The following is a 24,130-nucleotide window of genomic DNA, read 5'->3' on the forward strand; positions in this document are numbered from 1 at the left end:
CATCCAGTACGAGGGCCTGCACCCGGCACACCGAGAGCACGCGCCGGACGCCGCTCCTTGACGGGCAAACGCTGCCTGCCGGGGCACTAGTGCGCCAACAGGCAACGTTCACCCGGCGAACGTTGCCTGCCGGGGCACTAGCCCTCGCCCTTGCCCGGCTTCGGCAGCGCCCGCGTCATCCCCGGCAGGAAGTCCTTGAACAGCTCGTGCAGCTCGCGGACGAGGGGGCGCAGGACACGGAAGCGGGACAGGGCCACGCCGCGCGCGGTGAGCCGGGCACCGCGCGCGGCGAGCTTGTAGCTGCGCTCCCTGCCCGCGGTGCGGTCGAAGATCCAGTACAGGACGAGGCCCATCTGGGAGAGCCACAGCAACTCCGGCAGCACGTCGCGGAGTTCCTCCGGCACCTTGGTCTTCGTCGCCCCCGCGAGGACCTCCCGGTGGACGCTGATCGCCTCCTCGCGGGCGTGCTCCGACTCCGGGGAGAACGGGCTGAGGGGGCTGTCGGGGTCGGCGGCGTTCTTGAAGAACTGGACGGCGAACTCGTGGTACGGGGTCGCGACGTCCAGCCATGCCTTCAGCACGCCCGCCAGCCTCGCCTCCAGCTCGCTCTCGTGGTCCAGGACGTCCCGGACCGCCGCCTGGTGCTCGGCGGCGATCCGGTCGTAGAAGCCCTGGATCAGGTGTTCCTTGCCCTCGAAGTAGTAGTAGGCGTTCCCGACGGAGACCCCGGCCTCCTGGGCGATGGCCCGCATGGTGGTCTTGTCGTAGCCCCGCTCCTGGAACAGCCGCATGGCTGTCTCCAGGATCAGCGCGCGGGTCTGCTCGGACTTGCTGGGCTCGGGGCTGTCGTTCTTCGAGGGCACGGAGCGAGCCTAACCAGTGGGGCTCAGGGCGACTGCGCCGCCTGGTACAGGGGTCGAACTCGCGGAGATCCTCAGGCCCCTCGGCGGGGCGCGCAGGTCCCGTCCTCGCACCCCGGCGGGCCGTAACTCCAGCCCCAGGACGGGTCGTACGACCACCCGTCCGCCCGCCGGTACACGGCCCCGCCCTCCTGTCCGCGGCCCCACCGCCCGTCGCGCCACCTGGCCGCCGCCAGCGCCGCGCCCTTGGCCAGCCGCATCCCGGTGGGCGTGCTCAGCCGGTGGGCGAGGGGCCGGTGTTCGCGCAGCGCCCACAGGACCACGACCCACGCGGCGGCGCCCCGGTAGACCTGGCCCGCGTCGCCCACGGCGGTGATGTCGTCCAGGGTGGCGGCGTGGTCGAGGCGGGGGTAGCGGGCACGGGCCTCGGCGGACCCGGCCGGGATCAGGTCCAGCGGTACCAACTGCGCCTGACGGCCCAGCCAGTCGCGCACATGGGCGCACAGCGCGCACTCGGCGTCGTAGAGCACGGTGAGCCGGCGGACCGGGACGCGCGTGGCGTCCCGGCCCGGGGTGGCGGCCTCGGCCGTCATACCTCGGCCCAGTCCTGCGGCGCGACCGGCGGCACCTGCTCGCGCTCCATCCGGCCCCGGCGCCGGATGCGGTTGAGGACGTAGACGTTGCCTATGTGCATGATGCCGAGCAGCAGCAGCACCCAGCCGATCTTGATCGACAGGTTCTCCAGCATCCCGCGGTTGTCGGAGACATCGCCGCTGTCGGTCATGAACAGGGCGACCAGGCCGAGGTTGACCAGATAGAAGCCGACCACCAGCAGGCGGTTGACGGCGTCGGCGAGCTCCTCGTTCCCGCGGAGCACGTCGGCGAGGAAGATACGGCCGTTGCGGCTGAGCGTGCGGGCCACCCACACGGTGAGCACGACGCTGACGACCAGGTAGATGACATAGGCGATGACCACGCGGTCCATGGCCTCCCCCTTCTTGAACGCGTTCAAAACGCTGACAGGGATGACTGTAGGCCTGCTTTTGAACACGTTCAACGCAATAGCGCGGAGACCTGTGTCACGGCCGGAGAGCCGCCAACTCGGTGCATGGTGAGGAGGGTTGCTCCTCGCGTCCGGCCTCCGGGGGCCCGCGGACCCGGCCCTCCCGTGGGCCCGCGGACCCGCCCCTCCCGTGGGTCCGCGCCTCCCGCCGCCGCGGGTCCGCGCCTCGGCCGCTGTGGGTCCGCGCGTCGGCCACCCGTCAGGGCCGCGCCTTCGCCCCCGTGGGTCCGCGCCTCCGCCGCCATGGGTCTGCGCCTCGGCCGCCCGTCAGGGTCCGCGCCTCCCGCCGCCGCGGGTCTGCGCCTCGGCCACCCAACAGGGTCCGCGCCTCGGCCGCCCGTCAGGGTCCGCGCCTCCCGCCGCCGCGGGTCTGCGCCTCGGCCGCCCGTCAGGGTCCGCGCCTCCCGCCGCCGGGGGTCCGCGCCTCCGCCGCCCGTCAGGGTCCGCGCCTCCCGCCGCCGCGGGTCTGCGCCTCGGCCGCCCGTCAGGGTCCGCGCCTCCGCTGTCCGTCAGGGTCTGCGTCCCAGCTCCGGCCGCTTGGAGTAGTCCGTGAACCCGATGACGTTCCCCCACGGGTCGGCGATCTCCACCGTCCACCCCGTGGCCATCGAGAACGGCTCGTCGAGCAGCGCGACCCCCGCTCCCCGCAGCGCCCGCGCCGCCGCCCGGACGTCCGGCACCTCCAGCCAGAGCCGCACGGGCGGCCACGGCGGCGGCCGGTGCCCCAGCGCCTCCTCCTGCCGCAGCAGGATCCCGGGTGTCTCGCCCCCGACCTTCAGCAGCGCGATCCCGGCCTCGTCGAGCCGGAACCCCACCGTGAACCCGGCCCGCTCGTAGAACTCCACCGCCTCGCCGAGCTGTCCGACCGGCAGCAGCACGTTGTCGAACCCGAGCAGCTCGTACGACTCGTCATCTGACATGGCATCAGATTAGGTGCCTTGTCCCACCGGTCCGCCGCGAAGGCGCGGAAAACGCCGAGGGCCCTGCTCCGGACGGAGCAGGGCCCTCGGCGTGAAGGGCGGTGCGGGCTCAGAAGCGGCGCGTGATCAGCGCCTTCTTCACCTCGGCGATCGCCTTGGTGACCTCGATGCCACGCGGGCAGGCGTCCGTGCAGTTGAAGGTGGTGCGGCAACGCCACACACCGTCACGGTCGTTGAGGATCTCCAGGCGCTGCTCGCCGGCCTCGTCGCGCGAGTCGAAGATGAAGCGGTGCGCGTTGACGATGGCCGCCGGGCCGAAGTACTGGCCGTCGTTCCAGAAGACCGGGCACGAGGAGGTGCAGGCGGCGCAGAGGATGCACTTCGTCGTGTCGTCGAAGCGCTCACGGTCCTCGGCCGTCTGCAGACGCTCGCGCGTCGGCTCGTTGGTGTCCTTCGTGATCAGGAAGGGCATCACGTCCCGGTAAGCCTGGAAGAACGGCTCCATGTCCACGACCAGGTCCTTCAGGACCGTCAGGCCCTTGATGGGCTCGATCGTGATCGGCTTGTCCGGGTTGATGTCCTTGATCAGCGTCTTGCACGCCAGGCGGTTCTTGCCGTTGATCCGCATGGCGTCGGAGCCGCAGATGCCGTGCGCGCAGGAGCGGCGGAACGTCAGCGTGCCGTCCACGTCCCACTTGATCTTGTGGAGACCGTCGAGGACGCGCTCCTTGGGGTCGATCTCCAGCTGGAAGTCTTCCCACGTCGCCTCGGCCGAGACCTCCGGGTTGAAACGGCGGACCCGGAAGGTGACGGTGATGTACGGGGAGGCCGCGGACTCCGCCTCGACCTTGTCCAGAACAGGGGTAGCCATCAGTACTTACGCTCCATCGGCTGGTAGCGGGTCTGGACGACCGGCTTGTAGTCGAGTCGGACGGTTTCCGACCCGTCGGCGCCGACCTCGCGGTACGCCATCGTGTGGCGCATGAAGTTGACGTCGTCGCGGTTCGGGTAGTCCTCGCGGTAGTGACCGCCGCGGGACTCCTTGCGGGCCAGCGCGGAGACGGCCATGACCTCGGCCAGTTCGAGCAGGTTGCCCAGCTCGATGGCCTCCAGCAGGTCGGTGTTGAACCGCTTGCCCTTGTCCTGGACCGCCACGTTCTTGTAGCGCTCGCGCAGCTCGGCGATCTTCTCGACGGCCGTCTTGATCGTCTGCTCGGTGCGGAACACCATGACGTTGGCGTCCATGGTCTCCTGCAGCTCGCGGCGGATCGTGGCGACCCGCTCGGTGCCGGTGGAGGTGCGCAGCCGCTCGATCTGCTCGACGACCAGCGCCTCCGGGTCCTCCGGCAGCTCGACGAACTCGGCCTTGTGGGAGTACTCGGCGGCGGCGATGCCCGCGCGGCGGCCGAACACGTTGATGTCCAGCAGCGAGTTGGTGCCCAGGCGGTTGGCGCCGTGGACCGACACGCACGCGACCTCGCCGGCCGCGTACAGGCCCGGGACGACGGTGGTGTTGTCGAGCAGGACCTCACCCTCGACGTTGGTCGGGATGCCGCCCATGGCGTAGTGCGCGGTCGGCTGGATCGGGATCGGGTCCGTGTAGGGCTCGATGCCGAGGTAGGTGCGCGCGAACTCCGTGATGTCCGGGAGCTTGGCGTCCAGCTGCTCCGGCGGGAGGTGCGTGAGGTCCAGGTAGACGTGGTCGCCCTCGGGACCGCAGCCGCGGCCCTCACGGATCTCCGTGTAGATGGAGCGGGAGACGACGTCACGGGACGCGAGGTCCTTCATGACCGGCGCGTACTTCTCCATGAAGCGCTCGCCGTCCTTGTTGCGCAGGATGCCGCCCTCACCGCGGGCACCCTCCGTCAGCAGGATGCCCATGCGCCAGATGCCGGTCGGGTGGAACTGGAAGAACTCCATGTCCTCCAGCGGCAGACCCCGGCGGTAGCAGGCGGCCTGGCCGTCGCCGGTCAGGGTGTGCGCGTTGGAGGTCACCTTGAAGAACTTGCCGGTGCCGCCGGAGGCGTAGATGACGGCCTTCGACTGGAAGATGTGGATCTCGCCGGTGGCCAGCTCGTAGGCGACCACACCGGCGGAGCGCTTGACGCCGTCGACCTCGGTGATCAGCTGGTCCAGGACGTAGAACTCGTTGAAGAACTCCACGCCCTCCTTGACGCAGTTCTGGTACAGCGTCTGGAGGATCATGTGGCCGGTGCGGTCGGCCGCGTAGCAGGAGCGGCGGACCGGGGCCTCACCGTGGTTGCGGGAGTGACCGCCGAAGCGCCGCTGGTCGATCGTGCCGCCCGGCGTCCGGTTGAACGGCAGGCCCATCTTCTCCAGGTCGAGGACGGCGTCGATGGCCTCCTTCGCCAGGATCTCGGCGGCGTCCTGGTCGACCAGGTAGTCACCGCCCTTGACCGTGTCGAAGGTGTGCCACTCCCAGTTGTCCTCCTCCACGTTGGCCAGCGCGGCGGCCATGCCGCCCTGCGCGGCGCCCGTGTGGGACCGGGTCGGGTACAGCTTCGTCAGCACCGCGGTGCGGCTGCGCTTCGTCGCCTCGATGGCGGCGCGCATACCGGCGCCGCCCGCGCCGACGATGACTGTGTCGTACTTGTGGATCTTCATCAGGAATTCCTCAGCCCCGTGCCTAGCGGATGTTCGGGTCGAAGGTGAAGATCACCAGCGTGCCCAGCAGGATGGTGAACACCGTGGCGGTGTAGAGCAGGCCCTTCAGCCACAGACGGGTGTTCGCCCGCTCCGCGTAGTCGTTGATGACCGTACGCAGGCCGTTGGCGCCGTGCAGCATGGCCAGCCAGAGCATCAGCAGGTCCCAGACCTGCCAGAAGGGGCTCGCCCAGCGGCCCGCCACGAAGGCGAAGCCGATCTTGGAGACACCGCCGTCCAGCACGAGCTGGATCAGCAGGTGGCCGATGACGAGGACGACCAGCACGATGCCGGACAGGCGCATGAAGAGCCAGGCCGCCATCTCGAAGTTGCCGCGGGTGGACCGGGGCGTCTTCTTGGTGCGCTGGCGAGGGGCCTCGATGACCGGCGCCGGGTTGTCGACGCCGTAGCGCGGCGCACCCTCGACCGGACCGATGCCGGAAGCGTTGATTTCAGTCGTGGACATGCGCGTCAGCTCCCGAACAGTTCACGAGCGGCGTGGCCGAGGACGGGATAGACGGCACCCGCCATCAGGACGACCCACAGGCCCACGACAGTCCAGAGCATCTGCTTCTGGTAGCGCGGGCCCTTCGACCAGAAGTCGACGGCGATGACACGCAGGCCGTTGAGCGCGTGGAAGAGGATGGCGGCGACGAGGCCGTACTCCAGCAGCGCGACGATCGGCGTCTTGTACGTGGCTACGACCTTGTCGTAGTCCTCGGGGGAGACACGCACGAGAGCGGTGTCCAGGACGTGGACGAACAGGAAGAAGAAGATGAGGACGCCGGTGACTCGATGAGCCACCCAGGACCACATTCCTTCCCGGCCGCGGTACAGCGTTCCAGCCGGCACGGAAGACCCTCCGGGAGCGGGGACTAGGGCCGCGCCGGCTTCGGTTGTCGGTCGGGCCCGGCCGGGTACGGTCCACCGGCCCCCAGCATCGTAGCGACGCGTACGCGCTGGGCTTAGCGGGGGCCTACCGGTGTGATCAAAGTGGCACGCGGATGGGTGAGTATTTCGGTGTCCGCGGGAGTTTGTGCGGTTATCTGCCGGGAAGCGGATGTTCCTGGCCGTTCGCGCCCCCCGGCGGAGCCTCCGACGGGCGCAGCCCCGCGCCCCTGAGCATGCTGATCAGCCGCCCCTTCGCAAGCCTGCGGAGCTCGTCCGCCGCCAGGACGCGTTCGTCCTCGGGATCGTTTGTCAATCGTGACCGGATGCCCTCCAGGAAACGGTCGAGGGCCTCGTCCGGCGGCGTGTCACCCACGTAGATGACGAACGCGTGCCCGAACCGAGCCTCGTACGCCGTGTGCGCCGCGCTCAGGGCCATGTGGGCTGCCTCGTACGTGTCCTCCGGGAGGGGCGGCAGGGTCTCGCCCGCCAGGGCCTCCGCGAGGTCGGTGGGGGTGAGGTCGTAGGCGGCCTCGTCGGACGCGGCCAGGAGCGAGCCGAGGTCGGGGTAGGGGCGGTGGGCGCTGACGCGGTCGGCCCAGCGGAGGCTGCGCAGGCACATGAGGAGTGCGCGGCGGGCCTCGGCGGCTGAGATCGAGTTGAAGCGCTCCAGCGGGGACGGCTCGGCGCGGGTCTGCTCGGGAAGGAGGCGAGTCACGTTTCGGCAGGGGATGGTGTGAGAGTTGTGTCGCCACCGTATCGAGACCGGTCATCACCTGTCCGACGGATGCCCGAATTTCACCCGGAAGGGAGAGTTTAGGGACGTCTGGTGGACGAATGACGCTCCCGACGGCCGTAGGTTGGGTCCGTGAGCCGGCACAGGCGCTCCCGCGCGAAGCGACCGGGGCGAGCGGAACGGAAGGTGTGGTGGCACGCGCTGCTGATCGGCGTGGCCGTCGTCGTTCTGGGCGTGGGCGTGGGCGTGTGGGCCTCCGGGGGTGAGGGCGGCGACTCCGTGCCCGCCGCCGCACCGACCAGCAGCGCGGGCGGCGGCAGCGCCAGTCCGCGCCCCAGCCCCACACCGAGCCCGACCCGCAGCTACCCGCTGTCCCAGGCGCCGGCCACCATCCCCGCCGTGCGGGAGCACACGCCCGCCCGCGGGCCGGGCTGGCGGCCCCGGAAGGCCTACCGGGTCGTGGCCGGCGACGCCGAGCTGCGCGACGAGGCGAAGCTGCTCGCCGGCGAGCTGGGACTGTCCTACGGCGGGGAGAGCCGGGACGTGCGCGCCGGGGACGTGCTGCTCGCGCTGAGCGGCGACGAGGGCGCGGACCCGGAGTCGTACAGCATGACCGTGCGCGGCGGGCGGGTGACCATCAGCGGGCCCGACGAGGCGGGCGTCTTCTACGGGACGCGGACGCTGAAGCAGGAGGTGCGCGGCGCCGGCACGGCACCCGAGGGCGTCGTGCGCGACGAGCCCGCCAAGCCGGTGCGCGGACTGATGCTGGACATCGCCCGCAAGCACTTCACCGCCCGGTGGATCGAGGACCGGGTGCGGGAACTGGGGGATCTGAAGTTCAACCAGCTCGGGCTGCACTTCTCCGACGACCAGGGCTTCCGCATCGAGTCGGACACCCACCCGGAGATCGTCTCCCGGCAGCATCTGACCAAGGCCGAGGTCCGGCGGATCGTCGCCCTCGCCACCAGCCGGCACATCACCGTGGTGCCCGAGATCGACTCGCCCGGTCATCTCGGCGCGGTCATCGACGCCCACCCCGAGCTGCAACTGCGCGACGCCAGGGGCGTGCCGACGCGCGGCGCGGTCGACATCTCCGACCCCGACGCCGCCGAGATCGTCGACGACCTGTTCACCGAGTACGCCGAGCTGTTCCCCGGCGACCCCTGGCATCTGGGCGGCGACGAGTACCAGGCGCTCACGCGGTCCGACCCCGAGGCGTCCTACCCGCAGCTCGCGGCCGCCGCGCGCGAGGCCCACGGCTCCGGCGCGGGCGTCGCCGAACTCGCCACCGGGTGGCTCAACGACCGCGCCGGCACCGTACGGACCCTGGGCCGCACCCCGCGCGCGTGGAACGACGGCCTCTACCGCGGCACGACGGTCAAGGCCGACGCCGACATCCAGGTCGCCTACTGGACCGGCAAGGAGATCGGTGCCCGGCCGCCCGTCGACTATCTGAGCGCCGGCCGCGAGGTGATCAACTACAACGACGAGTTCCTCTACTACGTGCTCGGCGAGCCGCAGACCTTCGTCTACCCCACCGGCCGGCGGATCTACGAGCAGTGGACCCCGCGCGTGCTGCGCGGCACCGAGGCCGTCCCCGCACGCTACGACGCCCAGATCCTCGGCGGCTCGTTCGCCGTGTGGTGCGACCTGGCGGACGCGCAGACGCAGGGCCAGGTCGCGGCCGGCATCAGGATGCCGCTGCGGGCCACCGTCCAGAAGCTCTGGGACGCGGACCGGCCGCGACTGTCCTGGGCGGAGTTCCGGGCCCTGGCGGACCGGCTGGGCTGACCGCGGGCCGGCTCCGGCCGGGCTGTCCCTGGGCGGAGTGCCGGGCCCTCGCGGACCGGCTGGGCCGACGGCGGGCGGATTGTCCGATCCGCCTGCGCGCCCTCCTGCGGCTGTGATGTATTCGGCGCGAGCCTGCACACGACATTCGGGGGGCCGGACATGGGCTACTGGGGGTACTTCGTCGTGGGCCGCGACCCACGGCCGCTGGGCGAACTGCTGCCCGTCGAGGGGCTGCGGCGGCACGCCTCGGCACCGGACGACTGGCAGGTGTGGGAGTACCCGAGCGGCGAGGGCGACGTCGGCAGCATGAACGCGCTCGCCCGGGAGACCGAGGCGCCCGCGCTGTTCGGCTACGTGATGGACAGCGACTGCGTGGTGATCGAGGCGGCGGCCCCGGACAGCGGGGCGTGGTCGGCCTGTCTGGGGCGGGAGGCCATGGCCGGCTACCTCGGCCAGGACGGCCTGTCGGTGGAGGACTACTTCCTCGACCCCCGTGACGCCGCCGAGCGCGCGGCCGCCTGGGCCGCCGAGGCCGGGCACACCGCCGACCCCGAGGTGCTGCTCGGCGTGTTCACCGCCGAGCCCGACCCCTTGGCCGAAAATCTCCTCTTCCGGCTGCTCGACCGGCTCGGTGTGGTGCCCCTGTGACACAACCGGGCCGTTACGCGCAGAAGGGGAAAGTACGGGCTCCGTGACGGATGGCGCCCCGTCGAGGGAGGCGTGGATGAGTCTGGTGGAACTGATCGCGCAGGCCGACGAGCGCGGACTGGCCGCCAGCGGGCTGGCTTGTTTGGATCGGTGCGTGCCGCTGCTCGGCGGCGACGACGAGCTGCTGCGCCCGCTGTGGGCGAGCCTCGCCGACGGCGCCGACCCGACCGCGTGGGGCGGCCTGCTGGACGAGGCGCGAGGCAGGCTGGAGGCGTCCGAGGCCGAGCAGCCCGACGAGGCCGCGGCGCTCGCCCGGCGGATGCTGGAGGCCGCCCCCGCCGAGCGCTCGGCGGCCGAGGTGCGGCTCTGGGCCGACGCCTGCTCGGTCGCCTCCCTCCAGATCCACCGGCTGCTGGACCCGGCCGAGAACGCCGCCGGCTCCGTCGACGCCACCCGCGCGGGCCGCACCGAGGGCATGTCCCCGCTCGTCGAGGCCGAACTGCGCCGCCAGGTCACCGTCCTGGAACTGCTCGCGGGCCACGGCGCGGCCGGACTGCGGCGCGCCCTGGACGTCTCCACCGAGGGCCGCCGGGTGCTGCGGGCGGTGGTGTCGCGGCGTACTCGCCAGCAGGAGGGCTGAAACCGCACGGGCGGCGGATCCTGTGACCGCGGCGGGGCGGTCGTGCGCGGGTTGTGGGAACGCTGCCGGGGGAGTGACGAAACCACACCTGACCCCGCTCTTGCCTATGTGACGACGACACATCAGGAGACCAGGCCCCAGGCCGCCGCGAAGCCCGTCCGCTGGGCCGCCGACGCCGTGGCGACGATGCGTGAGGGCGCGCGGCTGCGCCTGGACTACTCGGCGCAGAGTCTGTGGCGCGTCGACCGGATGATCGAGGACCTGCGGCGCGAGGAGCCGCCGTACGCCGCCGTGGAGAACGTGCTGCGCGGACTCGGGGCGTACGCGGGTGAGGTGATCGCCCGGCAGACCGGCGCCGAGTGGTGGGCGAGCGGCGGCGACCACTGGGTGCGCACCCCCGACGGCAAGCTGTGGGACCCGATGGACGAGGCCCGCCGCTGCTTCACCGGCGTGGGCTCCCTGCGCCTGCTGTGCCGCGACGCGACCAGCGGCATACGCGCCGACTAGCGACGTCCGGGCCGGCCAGGGGCGTCCGGGCCGACGAGCGGCATACGCGCCGACCAGGGGCGTCCGCCCCCGGGACGCGGACGGTCACGAGCCGGCCGGGGCACCGCACGGAGCCCCGGCCGGCTCGCCGCCCCGGCCGTACGCCGTCAGGTGGCGGTACGGCGGGACCGGCGGCGTCACCTGTCACACAGACACCACCCGTAGAGCGCGTCGCTCCGGCGAAGCGTCACCGTGGTCGCCCCGGCGGACGCACGAAGATCCGAAAGGTTGCACGGGCACACCCCGTCGGACGTGTGTGATGACACACGCGTGTGACCCGTGATGATCCTGAGACCGCACCCGCTGGGAGGAGCGGGGGAGCCGCCTGGGGTTCTCCGGAGGCCACGACGGAGGGGTGGGCTCATGGACACCGCGGACGGGCGACTGCCACGTGCCGCCGGGATGCGGCCGTACGCCGCGGACTTCACCGCCCGGCTGACAGCGCGCCACCGGATACCGCTGGACTGGTCGGTGGCCAGCCTGCGGGTGGTGGACAGGCTGATCGACGGACTGCGCAAGGGCGGCGCCGACGCCGACAGCATCCGCGACACGCTCGCGGGACTCGGGGCGTACGTCGGTGAGGTGCTGGTCCGCCGGGCCGGCGGGGTGTGGGTCGACCTCGACGCCGACCAGCGCGCCTGGTTCGCGCAGCCGGTCGGGGTGCGGCTGCCCGACGGCCGGGTCTGGAACCCGCTGGGCAAGGTCCGCAACCGCTTCGAGACGGGCGGACCGGAGGAATCCCTGCTGACCTTCTATCTGACCCTGCACGGCCGGGCCCGGCGAACGGCGGCGTAGACACGCGTGGGCGGCTGTGACACTTCTGTGAAGCGCGGCGCTGTTGAGACGGGGACCTCGGCACCGACGGAGTGTGCCGAACGGCGGGAACCCGCAGGCGAACCGGTGCGAACGAGGACGGTTTTGGGCCAGGGAGGGGAACCCCGGCGCGTGCAGGCGTACGACAGGGAGCTGGGAGCGGCGGTCGCGCGGGCCCAGGAGGGCGACGAGGCCGCATTCGCGGTCGCGTACCGGCTGGTGCAGCCGGGGCTGCTCGGATATCTGCGCGGACTCGTCGGCGACGACGCGGAGGACGTGGCCTCCGACGCCTGGCTGGAGATCGCCCGGGACCTCGGGCGGTTCAAGGGCGACGGGGCGGGTTTCCGCGGCTGGACGGCCACGATCGCCCGGCACCGTGCCCTGGACCATCTGCGCCGGCTGCGGGTACGTCCGCGGGGCTCGGCGCTGGAGCAGGACATGCTGGAGCTGCCCGGCCCGCACAGCACCCACGAGCAGGCGCTGGAGTCGCTCTCCACCGAGCGGGCTCTGGAACTGGTCCGGTCGCTGCCGCGCGACCAGGCCGAGGCGGTGCTGCTGCGGGTCGTGGTGGGACTGGACGGCCCGGCTGCCGCCCGGGTCCTCGGCAAGCGCCCCGGCGCGGTGCGGACGGCCGCCCACCGGGGCCTGAAGCGCCTGGCGCGGCAGCTGGGTGTGACGGATGAGGCTTCCCGGACGCTGGGGGAGTCGAAGTGAACGACGACGGTGACAGACCGGCGGGCAGGCTGACGGGCCGGACGGGCCGGGCGGAAACGGATGCGGACATGGGTGAGCGGCTGAACGAAGGGGCGGCACCCGACCACCGGCACAACCACGCAGGCGGTCGCCGTACCCCCGCGCCGTCGCCCGCCGACGCATTGCACGCGCCCGCCCTGGAGGCATTCCTCGCCGACACCCTGCGGCGTACCGTGCCGGACGCCGAGGCCGAGCAGCGGGCGGTGGCCGCGTTCCTCGCGGCGCGGGAGGCCGGGGCGCACCGGGCGCGGACGCGGCGGCGCGACGACTGGCGGCCGCGCCACGCGCGCGTCGCACGGCCGGTGCGGTCCACGTTCGCCGTGCTGCTCGCCGGCCTGACCCTCGGCGGCGTCGCCTACGCGGCCGTCGGCGGCACCGACACCGCGCCCGAGGACGCCGGCAAGGGGCCGGACACCCCGTCCAAGAGCGCCTCCGACCAGCCGGGCGCCTCCGCCGCCGCCACCGGCGGCCCGTCCCAGACGCGGGGACCCGACGGTCGCCCGTCCGCGGCCCAGGACACCGAGGCCCACTGCCGGTCCTACGAGCGGCTCGCGGAACGCGGCAACGCGCTGGAGTCGACCGCCTGGCAGCGACTGGTGCGGGCGGCCGGCGGCGAGGACCGTGTCGAGGCCTACTGCGCGGAGGTCCTGCGGGCAGCCGAGGCCACGGCCAGGCCCGGCACCGGGCAGGGCGACCGGAGCGAGCAGAGCAACGGCCAGGGCACCAGTCAGAACAACGGCCAGGGCACCGGCCGGAACGACGAGCAGGACAGCGGCCGGAACAGCGGCGGCCAGGACAGCGGCGGCCAGGACAACGGTGCCACCGGTACCGAGCCGCCGACCGGCCAGGGCGACGACACCGGCAACGCCACCGTGGGCGGCACCGAGGGCGGCACCGACAAGAAGCAGTGACCCGGTACGGCCGACCGGGTACCGGCAGCGAGAATCCCGCGGCATCCGACCACGCACGCGACCACACACACGATCGCCCCGGCGCCTGGCGTCCGGGGCTGTTCCATGTGCCCCTCGGGGCGGGCGGCGTGGTGCCGAAGGCAACGGCCGGGGCCGCCACCCCCCACAGGAGAGGCCCCGGCCGTCGCGCGGACGGGCCGCGCGGCGGCCCGTACTTCCTTCAGCGCCGCGGCCGCGATTTGTGTCACACCCCGCACCCGTCCACCGCGTCACGAGTTAGTTGCATCTTGTACGTGTCTTTTACATGCATGGACGGGGAGCGGTTTCACGCCGTAACGTGCCTTTCGCGTCGGACTGCCTGGGCTGTGTGTCCCCAGGGGCGGCGCACGACCGGATCGGTGCGCAAAAGGGGCGCGGTGCTGGGGGACGACGCGGAGTTGACCGCCGCGGTGCTTGCGGCACAGGACGGGGACGAGACCGCGTTCCGGACTGTGTACCGCACTGTGCACCCGCGGTTGCTCGGATACGTCCGGACACTCGTCGGCGAGCCCGACGCCGAGGACGTCGCCTCCGAGGCATGGCTCCAGATCGCCCGCGACCTCGACAGGTTCGACGGCGACGCCGACCGCTTCCGCGGCTGGGCCGCACGGATAGCCCGCAACCGCGCCCTGGACCACATACGCATGCGCGGCCGCCGCCCCGCCATCGGCGGCGACGAGACCGAACTGACCGGCAGGCCCGCCGAGTCCGACACCGCGGGTGAGGCCATCGAGGCCCTGGCCACCGGCCGCACCCTCTCCCTGATCGCCCGTCTCCCGCAGGACCAGGCCGAGGCCGTCGTCCTGCGCGTGGTCGTCGGCCTGGACGCCAAGTCCGCCGCCGAGACCCTGGGCAAGCGCGCCGGAGCCGTCCGCACGGCCGCGCACCGCGGGCTGAAACGACTGGCCGAACTCCTCGGCGACGATCCGGAATCCACGGGTGTGCTCGACGCCATGCCCACCCAGCGAGAACCGCACGGCCGGAGGGTGACGTCCGCGAGTGTGACGCATACGCGCGCGCGGACGCAGAGGGACATGTGATGGCCGACGAGCAGTACGGGTGGCTGGACCGCGAAACGGCGGAGCGATTGCTGCGCGGAGAGCCACTGGACGCTGTCGGCGCCGACGCGCGCGAGCAGGCCGAGCGGCTTGCCGAAGCCCTCGGCGCTCTCTCCTCGCAACCCGCTGCGAGCAGCACCGAACTCCCCGGCGAGGCCGCCGCGTTGGCCGCTTTCCGCAGTGCTCGCGCCGACCGTCCGACCGACTTCGCGGAGGGCGCCGACGCCCCGGCCGCACGGGGCCGCGCGGGTGCGTCCGACGCCGGGCTGTTCCGGCTCGACGACCCCGAACCCGTGCCCGGCCGCCCCCGCTGGGCCCGCCCGCTGCGCTACGTCCTGGTCGCCGCGCTCGCCGTAGGCATGGTCGGCGGGGTGGCCGTCGCGGCCGGAACCGGAGTGCTCCCCACACCGTTCGACGACGCCGAGCCCGCGCCCGCCTCCTCGGTCTCCGCGGCCGCGACCCCTCGGCAGCCGTCGACCACGCCGTCGCCGGACGCCCCCGGCGATACGGCCCCGTCCGAGGGCTCCTCCGGGCCGGGTGGCGCCGGCCGGGACATCGCCGGCGGCGGCGATCCCGCGCCCGGCGACCGCTCCGGCGTCGCGCCGGACATCCGCGAGAGCACCGGCCGCGCTCTGCGCGAGACCGCCTCCGCCTGCCGGGCCGTGCGTGACGGCCGGCACCTCGGGACCGACCGCAAGCGGGCCCTGGAGGGCGCGGCCGGCGGCTCCGGCCGGGTGTGGACCTATTGCAAGGGCCTCCTCGCCGAACTCGACACCCTCACGCACCGCGGGAACCAGGGCGGCAACGCCCAGGGCGACGCCAGGAACGGCGAGGCGGGCCGGAGTACCGAGCACGGTGACGGCGACTCCGACGGCAACGCCGACGAGGGCAACTCCGACGACCGCCACCGGGCCGGCCGCGACCGCGGCAGCGGAGACGACGGTCGTGGTGACGGCGATGGTGCTGACGGCGGTCGTGCTGACGACGGTCGTGGCGACGGCGACCAGGGCCGCGATCACGGCGACGACCAGGGCGGCGGCCACGACGGGAACGACCGCGACCGCGATCGCAGCCGCGACGACCGTGGCCGCGACGACGGTGACAAGGGCGACCGCGACGACCGCGGCCACCAGGACGGGAACGGCGGCGACGCTCGCCACGAGGACCAGGGCTAGGTCCAGACCCAGAGGCCCTGGCCCTGCCAGTCCTCCGGGCCGCACGCGATCGGCGATCGGCGATCGGCGGGTGGGGGTCGTGGAGGGCCGGTCGCGCGGTTCCCCGCGCCCCTTCAGGGCGGCTGCCCTCCGGAGCGTCGGCATGGCCCCGCGCCCCACACCTTCTGACCTGCGACTTCGCCGATCCTCGAAGTTTTCTCAGCCCAGGTGTGACGTTTTCGCGAGCCCAGGCGCAGTACTAGGTGAGCCGACTGGTCATCGGCCTCGCACTGAGCCGGGGTTCCCCCCGTACCCCAGGGCTCGTGCATTCGGCGCGGGTGGGACACGTTCCCCCGGTCCCACCCGCGCCCCACACTTCCTCACCAGTGCACGACTCCTCACCAGTGCACGACGACCTTGTCGCCGCCGCGCACCTGCGCGAAGAGATCCGCGATCGCCGCCTCGTCCCGCACGTTCACACAGCCGTGCGAGGCCCCCGCGTAGCCCCGGGCCGCGAAGTCGGCCGAGTAGTGCACCGCTTGGCCGCCGCTGAAGAACATGGCGTACGGCATCGGCGAGTCGTAGAGCGTGGACACATGGTGCCGGGACTTCCAGTAGATCTGGAACACACCTTCCCGGGTGGGTGTGTACTGCGAGCCGAACCGGACCGGGACCGTGAGCAGGGTCCGCCCGTCGATCATCCACCGCAGCGTGCGGCTCTCCTTGCTGATGCACAGCACCCGGCCCGTCATACAGCGCGCGTCCGGCGCGTCGGCGGGCTGGCCGCCCATCAGATACAGCTCCCACCGCCCGGGTTCACCGGTCATGCCCAGCAGCCGCTGCCAGGTGACGGTGTCGGTCTTTCCCGTGCGCGGCAGCCCGCGCTTGCCCTGGAAGCCCTTCACCGCCTCCTCGGTGCGCTCGTCGTAGGTGCCCGTGGGGCCGTCGAACAGCCAGGCGATCTGGCGCAGCCGGGCCTGGAGTTCGCGGACGTCCCGTCCGTCGTCGCCGCGCGACCACAGCACCTTCGGCGGACTCGGCTTCGGCGTGGCGGGTGCGGCGCCGGGCTTGTCGTCCGCGGCGCCCTGCCCGGACGGCGCGGCGGGCTCCGTCCGGGTGACCTCCACCCGTACCGGCGACCGGCTCCCGCCCTGGCCCCCGGCTCCCGCGGTGCATCCGCTCAGCACCGCCAGCGCGGCCGCCGCGCCGGCCGCTCTCCGTACCCCAGGACCGCGCATGTCGTACCCCCGTCGTTCCGCCGTTCGGCACCCGTGTCCCTTGAGATGTCTCCCCCTACGTGACTGGTTGCGAACGGCGCTGCATCGTTGTGAGCAAGGTCCCAGCGTGGGGCACTCCACCGGTGCGTGCCGCCGCCGCTACATTCCGTGGCGAAGGCCGGTCGTCCTGGCGAGCAACGAAGCGACGCGGAGGCACACCATGGCACGCGATTCGGAGTCCGGACTGCCCATCGAGCCGGTGTACGGGCCGCAGGCGCTGGAGGGCTGGGACCCGGCCGAGAAGCTGGGCGAGCCGGGCGCGTACCCGTTCACGCGGGGTGTGTATCCGTCGATGTACACCGGGCGGCCGTGGACGATGCGTCAGTACGCCGGGTTCGGTACGGCGTCGGAGTCCAACGCCCGCTACCAGCAGCTGATCGCCAACGGAACGATGGGCCTGTCGGTGGCCTTCGACCTGCCGACGCAGATGGGTCACGACTCCGACGCGCCGATCGCGCACGGTGAGGTCGGCAAGGTGGGGGTGGCGATCGACTCGGTGGAGGACATGCGGGTGCTGTTCGGCGGGATCCCGCTGGACAAGGTGTCCACGTCGATGACGATCAACGCCCCGGCGGCACTGCTACTGCTGCTGTACCAGTTGGTGGCGGAGGAGCAGGGGGTGAGTGCGGACCAGCTGACCGGCACGATCCAGAACGACGTGCTGAAGGAGTACATCGCGCGTGGGACGTACATCTTCCCGCCCAAGCCCTCGCTGCGGCTGATCGCGGACATCTTCAAGTACTGCCGGGCAGAGATCCCGAAGTGGAACACCATCTCGATCTCCGGCTATCACATGGCCGAGGCGGGTGCCTCGCCCGCGCAGGAGATCGCCTTCACGCTGGCCGACGGCATCGAGTACGTGCGTACGGCCGTCGCCGCGGGGATGGACGTGGACGACTTCGCGCCGCGGCTGTCGTTCTTCTTCGTGGCCCGCACCACGATCCTGGAGGAGGTGGCCAAGTTCCGTGCCGCGCGCCGGATCTGGGCGCGGGTGATGAAGGACGAGTTCGGGGCGAGGAACCCGAAGTCGATGATGCTGCGTTTCCACACCCAGACGGCGGGGGTGCAGCTGACCGCGCAGCAGCCGGAGGTGAACCTGGTCCGGGTCGCTGTCCAGGGACTTGCCGCGGTGCTGGGCGGCACGCAGTCGCTGCACACGAACTCCTTCGACGAGGCCATCGCGCTGCCCACCGACAAGTCCGCCCGCCTGGCGCTGCGCACCCAGCAGGTCCTGGCCTACGAGACGGACGTGACGGCAACGGTGGACCCGTTCGCCGGCTCCTACGTCGTCGAGCGGATGACCGACGAGGTGGAGGCGGCCGCGCTGGAGCTGATGCGGAAGGTGGCGGACCTGGGCGGCGCGGTCACCGCGATCGAGCACGGCTTCCAGAAGGGCGAGATCGAGCGCAACGCCTACCGCATCGCGCAGGAGACCGACTCCGGGGAGCGGGTCGTGGTCGGCGTCAACCGGTTCCAGCTCGACGCGGAGGAGCCCTACGAGCCGCTGCGGGTCGACCCGGCCATCGAGGCCCGCCAGGCCCAGCGCCTGGCCGCGCTGCGCGCCGAGCGCGACCAGGCCGCCGTGGACGCCGCGCTGACGGCCCTGAAGAAGGCCGCCGAGGGCGAGGACAACGTCCTCTACCCGATGAAGGAGGCCCTCAAGGCCCGCGCCACCGTCGGCGAGGTCTGCAACGCCCTTCGCGAGGTGTGGGGCACGTACGTTCCGTCGGACGCCTTCTGACCGACTGCGAACCTGAACCGACTGCGAACCTGAACCGACTGCGAACCTGAACCGACGGCGAACCTGACCGACGGCGAACCTGACCGGCCGGCGGACGGGCCGGGAGCGGAACGGGCCGGGGAGGAGTGTCGTACCCGCGTGCGACACTCCCTTTCATGTTCGGCGTCATCGATCTCCCCACCTATCTGGCAGGACTCGTCCTGATCGTCCTGCTGCCCGGCCCCAACTCCCTCTACGTGCTCTCCGTCGCGGCCCGCAAGGGCATCCGCACCGGCTATGCGGCGGCGGCCGGTGTCTTCACCGGCGACGCGATCCTGATGACGCTGGCGGCGCTCGGCGCGGCCTCCGTGCTCACCACGACCCCGCTGCTGTTCATGGTCGTGAAGTACGCCGGTGCCGTGTATCTGGCCTGGATGGCGTACGGCATGCTGCGTTCGGCGTGGGACATGTGGAAGGCGCGCGGCGAGCGGCGGCCCCGGGTGGAGGCGGCCGCCGCGCTCGCGGAGCCGTCCGAGGAGCACCCCTACCGGCGGGCGCTGGTGGTCTCCCTGCTCAACCCGAAGGCGATCCTGTTCCTGATCTCCTTCTTCGTGCAGTTCGTCGACCCGGACTACGCCTACCCGGCGCTCTCCTTCGTCGTCCTGGGCGCCCTGCTGCAGACGGCGAGCTTCCTGTATCTGTCGATGCTGATATTCGGCGGCACCCGACTGGCCGACGCGTTCCGGCGCCGCAAGCGGCTCGCGGCCGGGGCCACGTCAGCGGCCGGCGCGCTGTTCCTGGGATTTGCGGTGAAGCTGTCGCTCGCCGGCGCGTAGCGCCCGGGTCAGCACGGGCGGCAGCAGATCGGCCGCGATCCGCCGGGCGCGGCCGCGGCGCCGGGCGGGCCGCGCCGCGGGCCGTCCGTGCGGCGGGCGGAGGCGGACCGGCGCGATCTCCTGCGCCACGGCTGTGACCGGGGCGCGGTCGGCGTGCCGGGAGAGCGGGAAGTCCGGGGCGCGCATGGCCTTGTCGGACTTCAGCCGGATCAGCCGGTGTCCCGCCGCCTCCTGGAGACTCAGCCGGCAGTCCTCGCGCGAGCGCGCCATCGCCAGCAGCTCCTCCTGCACGGCCTCGGGGTCGCCCCAGGTGCCGTAGAGCTTCTGCGTGCTCAGGCAGACCGGGCGCAGGCCACGGTTGAGCACGGCCTCCCAGGCCGCGACCGAGACGCCCGGGGTGTGCTCGGAGCGGAAGTCGTCCAGCACGACCACCCCGTCCGGCAGCAGGACCTCGCGGGCGGCGCCGATGTCGCCGTACACGTGCTCGTACAGATGCGAGGCGTCGACGTGCACGAACCGGCATGAGCCGGGGCGCACCTCGGCGGGCACCAGGGAGCTGGGGCCGTGCAGCACACGCGGCAGCTCGTCGTGGAAGGCGAGGTAGTTGTCCTCGAACGCCTGCCGGGTGAGGCTGCCGTACGACTTGGCCGACTCGGCGCCGTTGGCGGTGTCCGGTGCCTCGCCGCCGAACAGGTCGCAGACCGTGTACCGCTCGCCCTCGCGGCGGTGCCGCCCGAGGAAGATCGCGCTCTTGCCCATGTACACCCCGACCTCCAGCAGGTCACCGGAGGTGCCGGCGGCCTCCTGGCGGTCCAGGAACCAGTCGAACAGGACCTGGTCGAGAACGGGGAACCAGCCGGGGACGTCGTCGAGCCTCACCGGCCGGGCGGTGGTGGTGTGTGCGGCGGTCATGGGATCGGGCACTCCTTGCGCGGGGGACGAGGCCTTCGCTCCCGGCGCCTTCCCCCGGGGAGCGGCCCAAACGCCCGGGAGGTCGAACGGCGGGTGAACCCGCCCCGGCCACCCGGCCGGTCCCAGTCTCACCCGGCCCCGCGGGGCCCGCACGGCGGGTCGTCCGCCCGGGTCACCCCCCGCCCGCCTCACAGCGCGCCGAGGGCCCACGCGGCGCATCCCTCCCAGGGGCGCGGGGAACTGCGCGATCGGCCACGGCGGACGAGCCTCCTGCTCACGCGGCGCATCCCTCTGAGGGGCGCGGGGAACTGCGCGATCGACCACGACGGACGAGCCTCCTGCCCACGCGGCGCATCCCTCTGGGGGGCGCGGGGAACTGCGCGATTGACCACGGCGGACGATCAGCCCGCCGTGAGCGGTCCCCGGCGCCGCGGCCCCGGCCCACGCCGCCCGCGGCACCCCTCACCGCACCGCCAGCCCGGCCCGCCGCGCGTAGCCGTCCAGCCCCGCCGCCGTCCCGCCCGCCCAGCCGACGTAGCCGTCGGGGCGGACGAGGAAGACGCCGGGGCCGTAGGCCTCGTGGGCCGCGGTCCGCACCACGGGGGCGTCGAGCGAGGGCAGGGCGGTGTCCGTGCCGACGGCGAGCAGGGTCCAGTGCGGTCCTCGGAAGGCATCGAAGAGGCGGGTGCCGCCCAGGTCGCCGTCGGGGGCGCGATGGCCGGCGCGGACCGTGCCGGACGGGGTCCGGCGGGTGTCCTCGGTGAGCGGGGAGTCGGGGTAGCCGAGGCCGAGCTGGCTGGTGGCGGCGCCGCGCCGGGTCTCGCCTCGGTGGACGCTGGTGGAGAGGTCGAGCATGTCCGCCGCGACGGGACGGCGTTCGGCCTCGTAGGTGTCGAGCAGTTCGGCCGCCGCCGCCTCGCGCAGGACCGCGCCCAGCTTCCAGCCGAGGTTGTAGGCGTCCTGGACGCTGGTGTTGAGGCCCTGTCCGCCGGCCGGTGAGTGGATGTGGGCGGCGTCGCCCGCCAGGAAGACCCGGCCGGCGCGGAACCGGTCGGCCAGCGCGGCCCGGGGCCGGAAGTCGGAGGCCCAGCGCACCTCGGTCACGTCCTCGGGCGCGAGATGCGAGCGGGACGCGACGAGCTCCCGGACGCCCTCCAGGGAGAGATCGGCGGTGGCGTCCCGCGGGAGCTGGGCGATGAGCTGGAAGTCCGGCGTGCCGGGCAGCGGGCAGATCGCGAGGAAGCCGTCGCTGTCGCCGGGCGGGAAGACGTGCCAGAAGTCCCGTCCGAGCCCGGTGATCCGTACGTCCGCCACCAGCATCGGCTGCGGGTCGACGGTCTCCCCGGTCATGCCGATGCCGAGCGCCCGGCGCAGCACCGAGCGGCCCCCGTCGGCGGCGACGACGTAGCGCGCCCGGACCGGCTCGCCGGAGGCGAACCGCACGGTCACCCCGTCCTCGTCCTGGTCGAGGCCGGCCGCCTCGCGCCCGAACGCGACCCGTCCGCCCAGCTCCTCCAGACGGCCGAAAAGGATCTCCTGGGTGCGCCACTGCGGCACCATCCAGGGCCCCACGCCGGCCTCGCCGTGCTCCGCCGGGTCGATCATCCGGTGCTCGCCGACCTGCCGGCCGTCGTGCCAGATCATCCCGACCGGGTAGTCGTGACCGGCCGCGCGGATCGCCTCCAGCACGCCGAGGTCGTCGAGGACCTCCATCGTGCGGGGCTGGATGCCCTTGCCGCGCGAGCCCGGGAACAGTCCCTCGGCCTTCTCCACGACGAGCGCGTCCACACCGCGCCGGGCGAGGTCGATGCCGAGGGCGAGACCGGTCGGGCCCGCGCCCACGATCAGAACATCGGTTCGTACAGTCACGATCCTTCTCCTTAACGTTGTTAAGTTCCTGCCTCCGTGAGGATGCCCTTAACATCGTTAAGGAGTCAAGGGTGGGAACCGATAGGTTGTCGCTCGTGAGTACGGAACGCCGGGCACCGCTGGACCGCGTGCGCGTCGCGGACACCGCCCTGAAGCTGCTGAACGAGGTCGGCCTGGAAGGGCTGACCCTGCGTGCCATCGCCAAGGAACTGGACGTCAAGGCGCCCGCCCTGTACTGGCACTTCAAGGACAAGCAGGCGCTGCTGGACGAGATGGCCACCGAGATGCTGCGCCGGATGACGGCCGACTTCGTGGCCGACCCGGACACCCGGGACTGGCGCGAGACGTTCATCCGCCTGATGAGCGGCCTGCGCGAGCACCTGCTGCGCTACCGCGACGGCGCCAAGGTCTACGCCGGCACGCACTTCACCGACATGTCGTATGCCGAGCCGATGGAGGCCAATCTGCGCATGCTGAACCGGGCGGGCTTCCCGCCGGAGGCCGCCGCGCGGGCCTGGTTCACGGCGTACAGCTACACCATCGGGTACGTCATCGAGGAGCAGGCCATGGGCCCCGACCCGGTCACCGGCGGCGGGGGCTACGACCTGGCCGCCCGCTCCGAACGACTCGCCGGACAGCCACTGGCCGCCGAGGCGGGCCGGGAGATGTTCCAGCAGCGCGACGAGGGCTTCGCCGCCGGACTGCGCGCGGTCGTCGCGGGCATCGAGGCGACACTGCTCCCGGACCCCGGGAACTGAGACCGGGCCCGGCCACGAGGGCCGGACCCGGCAGGTCGGTGGGCGCTCGGCGCCGCTCGGCGCGGGCTCAGCGCCCCTTGTCCGCCACCTCCCGCGACAACGCGTCCCGCAGCAACGGCGTCGCCCGCCGCTCCACGAAACGGTTGAACAGCCACGCCAGGAACAGCATGCAGGCGAGGGTCGCGGCCAGCGTGGCGTAGGACGGCAGGCCCAGGTGCCGATGGAAGGTCTCGACGACGACCCAGCCGAGATGCTCGTGCACCAGGTAGAAGGGGTACGTCAGCGTGCCCGCGACCGTCAGCCAGCGCCAGTCGGCCCGGCGCAGCCAGCCCAGCGCCACCGCGAGCACCGCGACGAAGCCGAAGGTGACGATCGCGATGATCACGTACGCCGAGCGGTAGGAGAAGTGGCCGGGCCCCGGCCGGTGCCACAGCTCGCCGACGGCGTAGTGCTGTCCGGTCAGCCAGCTGACCGCCACGATGCCCCAGGCGGTGACGTCCCGGCGGTCGCGGTACAGCAGGTAGATGCCGATGCCGCCGATGAAGAAGGGCGCGTACTCGGGCATCAGCACCAGGTCCAGCAGCGGCTGGTCCGCCGCGTCGGCGATCGCGGCGGCCATCGTCCACACCACGCAGAACAGCACCACCCGGCGCCGGCTCGCTCCCGGCAGCACGATGCACAGGGCGAACAGCGCGTAGAAGCGGACCTCCACCCACAGCGTCCAGCACACGCCGAGCACCCGGTCGGCGCCCAGCGGCTGCTGCAGCAGCGTCAGATTCACCAGCGCGTCACTCGGCGACACCGCGTCGTACGCCACCACCGGCAGCGCGAAGACCGCCGTGACCAGGACGACGGCCACCCAGTAGGAGGGCATCAGCCGGGAGACACGGGAGGCGAAGAAGGAGCGCAGCGGGCGCCCCCAGCCGCTCATGCAGATCACGAAACCGCTGATGACGAAGAAGATCTGGACGCCGAGGCAGCCGTAGGCGAACCACGCGTGCATCGTCGGGAACTGAGTCTTCGCCGAAGAGCCCCACGCCTCGGTGATATCGCCGCCGCGGCCGCCGTAGTGGTAGAGGGCGACCATCAGCGCGGCGAGCAGCCGCAGTCCGTCGAGGGCGCGCAGCCGTCCGCCGGAATTCCTCGCCCGCGCCGGGGTATTGCCGCGGAGTTTCCCGGACGCGGTCGTGACGGGCTGGGGCGCCGGAGTGCCGACGACCGTTTCGGTCATGGAGCAGATCCTCGTCAGTCACCGGAAATGTCAACGGACCAAC

At 72.4% G+C, this 24,130-nt stretch carries 25 protein-coding genes; 12 read left to right on the top strand and 13 right to left on the bottom strand.

The window, feature by feature from the left end; translation table 11 throughout:
• Positions 1-137: 137 nt before the first annotated feature.
• From ABZZ79_RS34220 to ABZZ79_RS34260, 9 genes are all read right to left on the bottom strand, one after another.
• Positions 138-863 carry a TetR family transcriptional regulator gene (locus ABZZ79_RS34220; protein WP_356695570.1) on the bottom strand — a complete coding sequence of 242 codons (726 nt, stop codon included), beginning with the start codon at positions 861-863 and terminating at the stop codon, positions 138-140.
• A gap of 71 nt (positions 864-934) precedes the next feature.
• Positions 935-1,453, bottom strand: a complete 519-nt coding sequence (locus ABZZ79_RS34225) for a DCC1-like thiol-disulfide oxidoreductase family protein (protein ID WP_356695572.1) — start codon at positions 1,451-1,453, stop codon at positions 935-937.
• Positions 1,450-1,845 (bottom strand): hypothetical protein, encoded by a 396-nt coding sequence (locus ABZZ79_RS34230; protein ID WP_356695574.1) that lies wholly within the window; start codon positions 1,843-1,845, stop codon positions 1,450-1,452. Before ABZZ79_RS34230 ends, ABZZ79_RS34225 begins: the two co-directional genes overlap by 4 nt.
• Before the next feature lie 587 nt (positions 1,846-2,432).
• Positions 2,433-2,843, bottom strand: coding sequence for a VOC family protein (locus ABZZ79_RS34235; RefSeq protein ID WP_356695576.1), 411 nt, complete (start codon positions 2,841-2,843; stop codon positions 2,433-2,435).
• 109 nt (positions 2,844-2,952) lie between these two features.
• Positions 2,953-3,714: a succinate dehydrogenase iron-sulfur subunit gene (locus ABZZ79_RS34240; RefSeq protein WP_356695578.1), complete on the bottom strand. Its 762-nt coding sequence runs from the start codon at positions 3,712-3,714 to the stop codon at positions 2,953-2,955.
• On the bottom strand, positions 3,714-5,468 hold the full coding sequence (gene sdhA / locus ABZZ79_RS34245; RefSeq protein ID WP_356695580.1) for a succinate dehydrogenase flavoprotein subunit: 1,755 nt from the start codon (positions 5,466-5,468) through the stop codon (positions 3,714-3,716). Before sdhA ends, ABZZ79_RS34240 begins: the two co-directional genes overlap by 1 nt.
• A gap of 22 nt (positions 5,469-5,490) precedes the next feature.
• Entirely contained in the window at positions 5,491-5,973 is a 483-nt protein-coding gene (locus tag ABZZ79_RS34250) for a succinate dehydrogenase hydrophobic membrane anchor subunit (RefSeq protein WP_356695582.1), read from the bottom strand.
• 5 nt (positions 5,974-5,978) lie between these two features.
• A complete protein-coding gene (gene sdhC, locus ABZZ79_RS34255) occupies positions 5,979-6,359 on the bottom strand; it encodes a succinate dehydrogenase, cytochrome b556 subunit (RefSeq protein WP_356695584.1) in 381 nt (126 codons plus the stop codon).
• Between the two features lie 190 nt (positions 6,360-6,549).
• On the bottom strand, positions 6,550-7,113 hold the full coding sequence (locus ABZZ79_RS34260) for a 2-oxo-4-hydroxy-4-carboxy-5-ureidoimidazoline decarboxylase (RefSeq protein WP_356695586.1): 564 nt from the start codon (positions 7,111-7,113) through the stop codon (positions 6,550-6,552).
• A 204-nt stretch (positions 7,114-7,317) separates the two neighbouring features.
• Here ABZZ79_RS34260 and ABZZ79_RS34265 point away from each other — a divergent pair, with 204 nt between their 5' ends.
• The 9 genes from ABZZ79_RS34265 to ABZZ79_RS34305 all read left to right on the top strand — a co-directional run bounded on the left by ABZZ79_RS34265 (position 7,318) and on the right by ABZZ79_RS34305 (position 15,505).
• Positions 7,318-8,922: a glycoside hydrolase family 20 protein gene (locus ABZZ79_RS34265; protein WP_356695588.1), complete on the top strand. Its 1,605-nt coding sequence runs from the start codon at positions 7,318-7,320 to the stop codon at positions 8,920-8,922.
• Positions 8,923-9,081: 159 nt separating this feature from the next.
• Complete coding sequence (locus ABZZ79_RS34270) at positions 9,082-9,570, top strand: hypothetical protein (protein ID WP_356695590.1); 489 nt, start codon at positions 9,082-9,084, stop codon at positions 9,568-9,570.
• A 76-nt stretch (positions 9,571-9,646) separates the two neighbouring features.
• Positions 9,647-10,210: a hypothetical protein gene (locus tag ABZZ79_RS34275; RefSeq protein WP_356695592.1), complete on the top strand. Its 564-nt coding sequence runs from the start codon at positions 9,647-9,649 to the stop codon at positions 10,208-10,210.
• Between the two features lie 108 nt (positions 10,211-10,318).
• On the top strand, positions 10,319-10,717 hold the full coding sequence (locus ABZZ79_RS34280; protein ID WP_356695594.1) for a hypothetical protein: 399 nt from the start codon (positions 10,319-10,321) through the stop codon (positions 10,715-10,717).
• A gap of 402 nt (positions 10,718-11,119) precedes the next feature.
• Complete coding sequence (locus ABZZ79_RS34285; protein WP_356695596.1) at positions 11,120-11,551, top strand: hypothetical protein; 432 nt, start codon at positions 11,120-11,122, stop codon at positions 11,549-11,551.
• Between the two features lie 123 nt (positions 11,552-11,674).
• Entirely contained in the window at positions 11,675-12,283 is a 609-nt protein-coding gene (locus ABZZ79_RS34290) for an RNA polymerase sigma factor (RefSeq protein WP_356695598.1), read from the top strand.
• Positions 12,284-12,351: 68 nt separating this feature from the next.
• On the top strand, positions 12,352-13,233 hold the full coding sequence (locus ABZZ79_RS34295) for a hypothetical protein (protein WP_356695600.1): 882 nt from the start codon (positions 12,352-12,354) through the stop codon (positions 13,231-13,233).
• A gap of 416 nt (positions 13,234-13,649) precedes the next feature.
• Positions 13,650-14,312, top strand: coding sequence for an RNA polymerase sigma factor (locus tag ABZZ79_RS34300; RefSeq protein WP_356695602.1), 663 nt, complete (start codon positions 13,650-13,652; stop codon positions 14,310-14,312).
• The gene (locus ABZZ79_RS34305) at positions 14,312-15,505 is read left to right on the top strand and encodes a hypothetical protein (RefSeq protein ID WP_356695604.1); all 1,194 of its coding nucleotides are present in this window, start codon (positions 14,312-14,314) and stop codon (positions 15,503-15,505) included. The genes ABZZ79_RS34300 and ABZZ79_RS34305 overlap by 1 nt, the downstream gene beginning before the upstream one ends.
• 377 nt (positions 15,506-15,882) lie before the next feature.
• Here the strand turns inward: ABZZ79_RS34305 and ABZZ79_RS34310 are convergent, their stop codons facing one another.
• Positions 15,883-16,722: a L,D-transpeptidase family protein gene (locus tag ABZZ79_RS34310; protein ID WP_356695606.1), complete on the bottom strand. Its 840-nt coding sequence runs from the start codon at positions 16,720-16,722 to the stop codon at positions 15,883-15,885.
• A 199-nt stretch (positions 16,723-16,921) separates the two neighbouring features.
• Between ABZZ79_RS34310 and ABZZ79_RS34315 the strand changes: the two genes are divergently transcribed.
• Together ABZZ79_RS34315 and leuE are read left to right on the top strand one after the other, a co-directional pair.
• Complete coding sequence (locus tag ABZZ79_RS34315; protein ID WP_356695608.1) at positions 16,922-18,502, top strand: methylmalonyl-CoA mutase family protein; 1,581 nt, start codon at positions 16,922-16,924, stop codon at positions 18,500-18,502.
• 155 nt (positions 18,503-18,657) lie between these two features.
• Positions 18,658-19,317 (top strand): leucine efflux protein LeuE, encoded by a 660-nt coding sequence (gene leuE / locus ABZZ79_RS34320; protein WP_356695610.1) that lies wholly within the window; start codon positions 18,658-18,660, stop codon positions 19,315-19,317.
• Here the strand turns inward: leuE and ABZZ79_RS34325 are convergent.
• Together ABZZ79_RS34325 and ABZZ79_RS34330 are read right to left on the bottom strand one after the other, a co-directional pair.
• Entirely contained in the window at positions 19,258-20,229 is a 972-nt protein-coding gene (locus ABZZ79_RS34325) for a class I SAM-dependent methyltransferase (RefSeq protein WP_356695612.1), read from the bottom strand. The two genes, leuE and ABZZ79_RS34325, sit on opposite strands and share 60 nt — an antisense overlap.
• A gap of 462 nt (positions 20,230-20,691) precedes the next feature.
• The gene (locus tag ABZZ79_RS34330) at positions 20,692-22,098 is read right to left on the bottom strand and encodes an FAD-dependent monooxygenase (protein ID WP_356695614.1); all 1,407 of its coding nucleotides are present in this window, start codon (positions 22,096-22,098) and stop codon (positions 20,692-20,694) included.
• A gap of 95 nt (positions 22,099-22,193) precedes the next feature.
• Here ABZZ79_RS34330 and ABZZ79_RS34335 point away from each other — a divergent pair, with 95 nt between their 5' ends.
• Positions 22,194-22,856 (top strand): TetR/AcrR family transcriptional regulator C-terminal domain-containing protein, encoded by a 663-nt coding sequence (locus ABZZ79_RS34335; protein ID WP_356695616.1) that lies wholly within the window; start codon positions 22,194-22,196, stop codon positions 22,854-22,856.
• A gap of 67 nt (positions 22,857-22,923) precedes the next feature.
• Here ABZZ79_RS34335 and ABZZ79_RS34340 read toward each other — a convergent pair whose 3' ends face one another.
• Positions 22,924-24,087 carry an acyltransferase gene (locus ABZZ79_RS34340; RefSeq protein WP_356695618.1) on the bottom strand — a complete coding sequence of 388 codons (1,164 nt, stop codon included), beginning with the start codon at positions 24,085-24,087 and terminating at the stop codon, positions 22,924-22,926.
• Positions 24,088-24,130: the final 43 nt, after the last annotated feature.

The organism is Streptomyces sp. NPDC006458 (assembly GCF_040612135.1).
Classification (GTDB): Bacteria; Actinomycetota; Actinomycetes; order Streptomycetales; family Streptomycetaceae; genus Streptomyces.

Coding starts and splice junctions, on each gene's coding strand:
- ABZZ79_RS34225 (WP_356695572.1), bottom strand. CDS start 1,453: ATGACGGCCGAGGCCGCCACCCCGGGCCGGGACGCCACGCGCGTCCCG.
- ABZZ79_RS34230 (WP_356695574.1), bottom strand. CDS start 1,845: ATGGACCGCGTGGTCATCGCCTATGTCATCTACCTGGTCGTCAGCGTC.
- ABZZ79_RS34235 (WP_356695576.1), bottom strand. CDS start 2,843: ATGTCAGATGACGAGTCGTACGAGCTGCTCGGGTTCGACAACGTGCTG.
- ABZZ79_RS34240 (WP_356695578.1), bottom strand. CDS start 3,714: ATGGCTACCCCTGTTCTGGACAAGGTCGAGGCGGAGTCCGCGGCCTCC.
- sdhA (WP_356695580.1), bottom strand. CDS start 5,468: ATGAAGATCCACAAGTACGACACAGTCATCGTCGGCGCGGGCGGCGCC.
- ABZZ79_RS34250 (WP_356695582.1), bottom strand. CDS start 5,973: ATGTCCACGACTGAAATCAACGCTTCCGGCATCGGTCCGGTCGAGGGT.
- ABZZ79_RS34270 (WP_356695590.1), top strand. CDS start 9,082: ATGGGCTACTGGGGGTACTTCGTCGTGGGCCGCGACCCACGGCCGCTG.
- ABZZ79_RS34275 (WP_356695592.1), top strand. CDS start 9,647: ATGAGTCTGGTGGAACTGATCGCGCAGGCCGACGAGCGCGGACTGGCC.
- ABZZ79_RS34285 (WP_356695596.1), top strand. CDS start 11,120: ATGGACACCGCGGACGGGCGACTGCCACGTGCCGCCGGGATGCGGCCG.
- ABZZ79_RS34295 (WP_356695600.1), top strand. CDS start 12,352: ATGGGTGAGCGGCTGAACGAAGGGGCGGCACCCGACCACCGGCACAAC.
- ABZZ79_RS34305 (WP_356695604.1), top strand. CDS start 14,312: ATGGCCGACGAGCAGTACGGGTGGCTGGACCGCGAAACGGCGGAGCGA.
- ABZZ79_RS34310 (WP_356695606.1), bottom strand. CDS start 16,722: ATGCGCGGTCCTGGGGTACGGAGAGCGGCCGGCGCGGCGGCCGCGCTG.
- ABZZ79_RS34315 (WP_356695608.1), top strand. CDS start 16,922: ATGGCACGCGATTCGGAGTCCGGACTGCCCATCGAGCCGGTGTACGGG.
- leuE (WP_356695610.1), top strand. CDS start 18,658: ATGTTCGGCGTCATCGATCTCCCCACCTATCTGGCAGGACTCGTCCTG.
- ABZZ79_RS34325 (WP_356695612.1), bottom strand. CDS start 20,229: ATGACCGCCGCACACACCACCACCGCCCGGCCGGTGAGGCTCGACGAC.
- ABZZ79_RS34340 (WP_356695618.1), bottom strand. CDS start 24,087: ATGACCGAAACGGTCGTCGGCACTCCGGCGCCCCAGCCCGTCACGACC.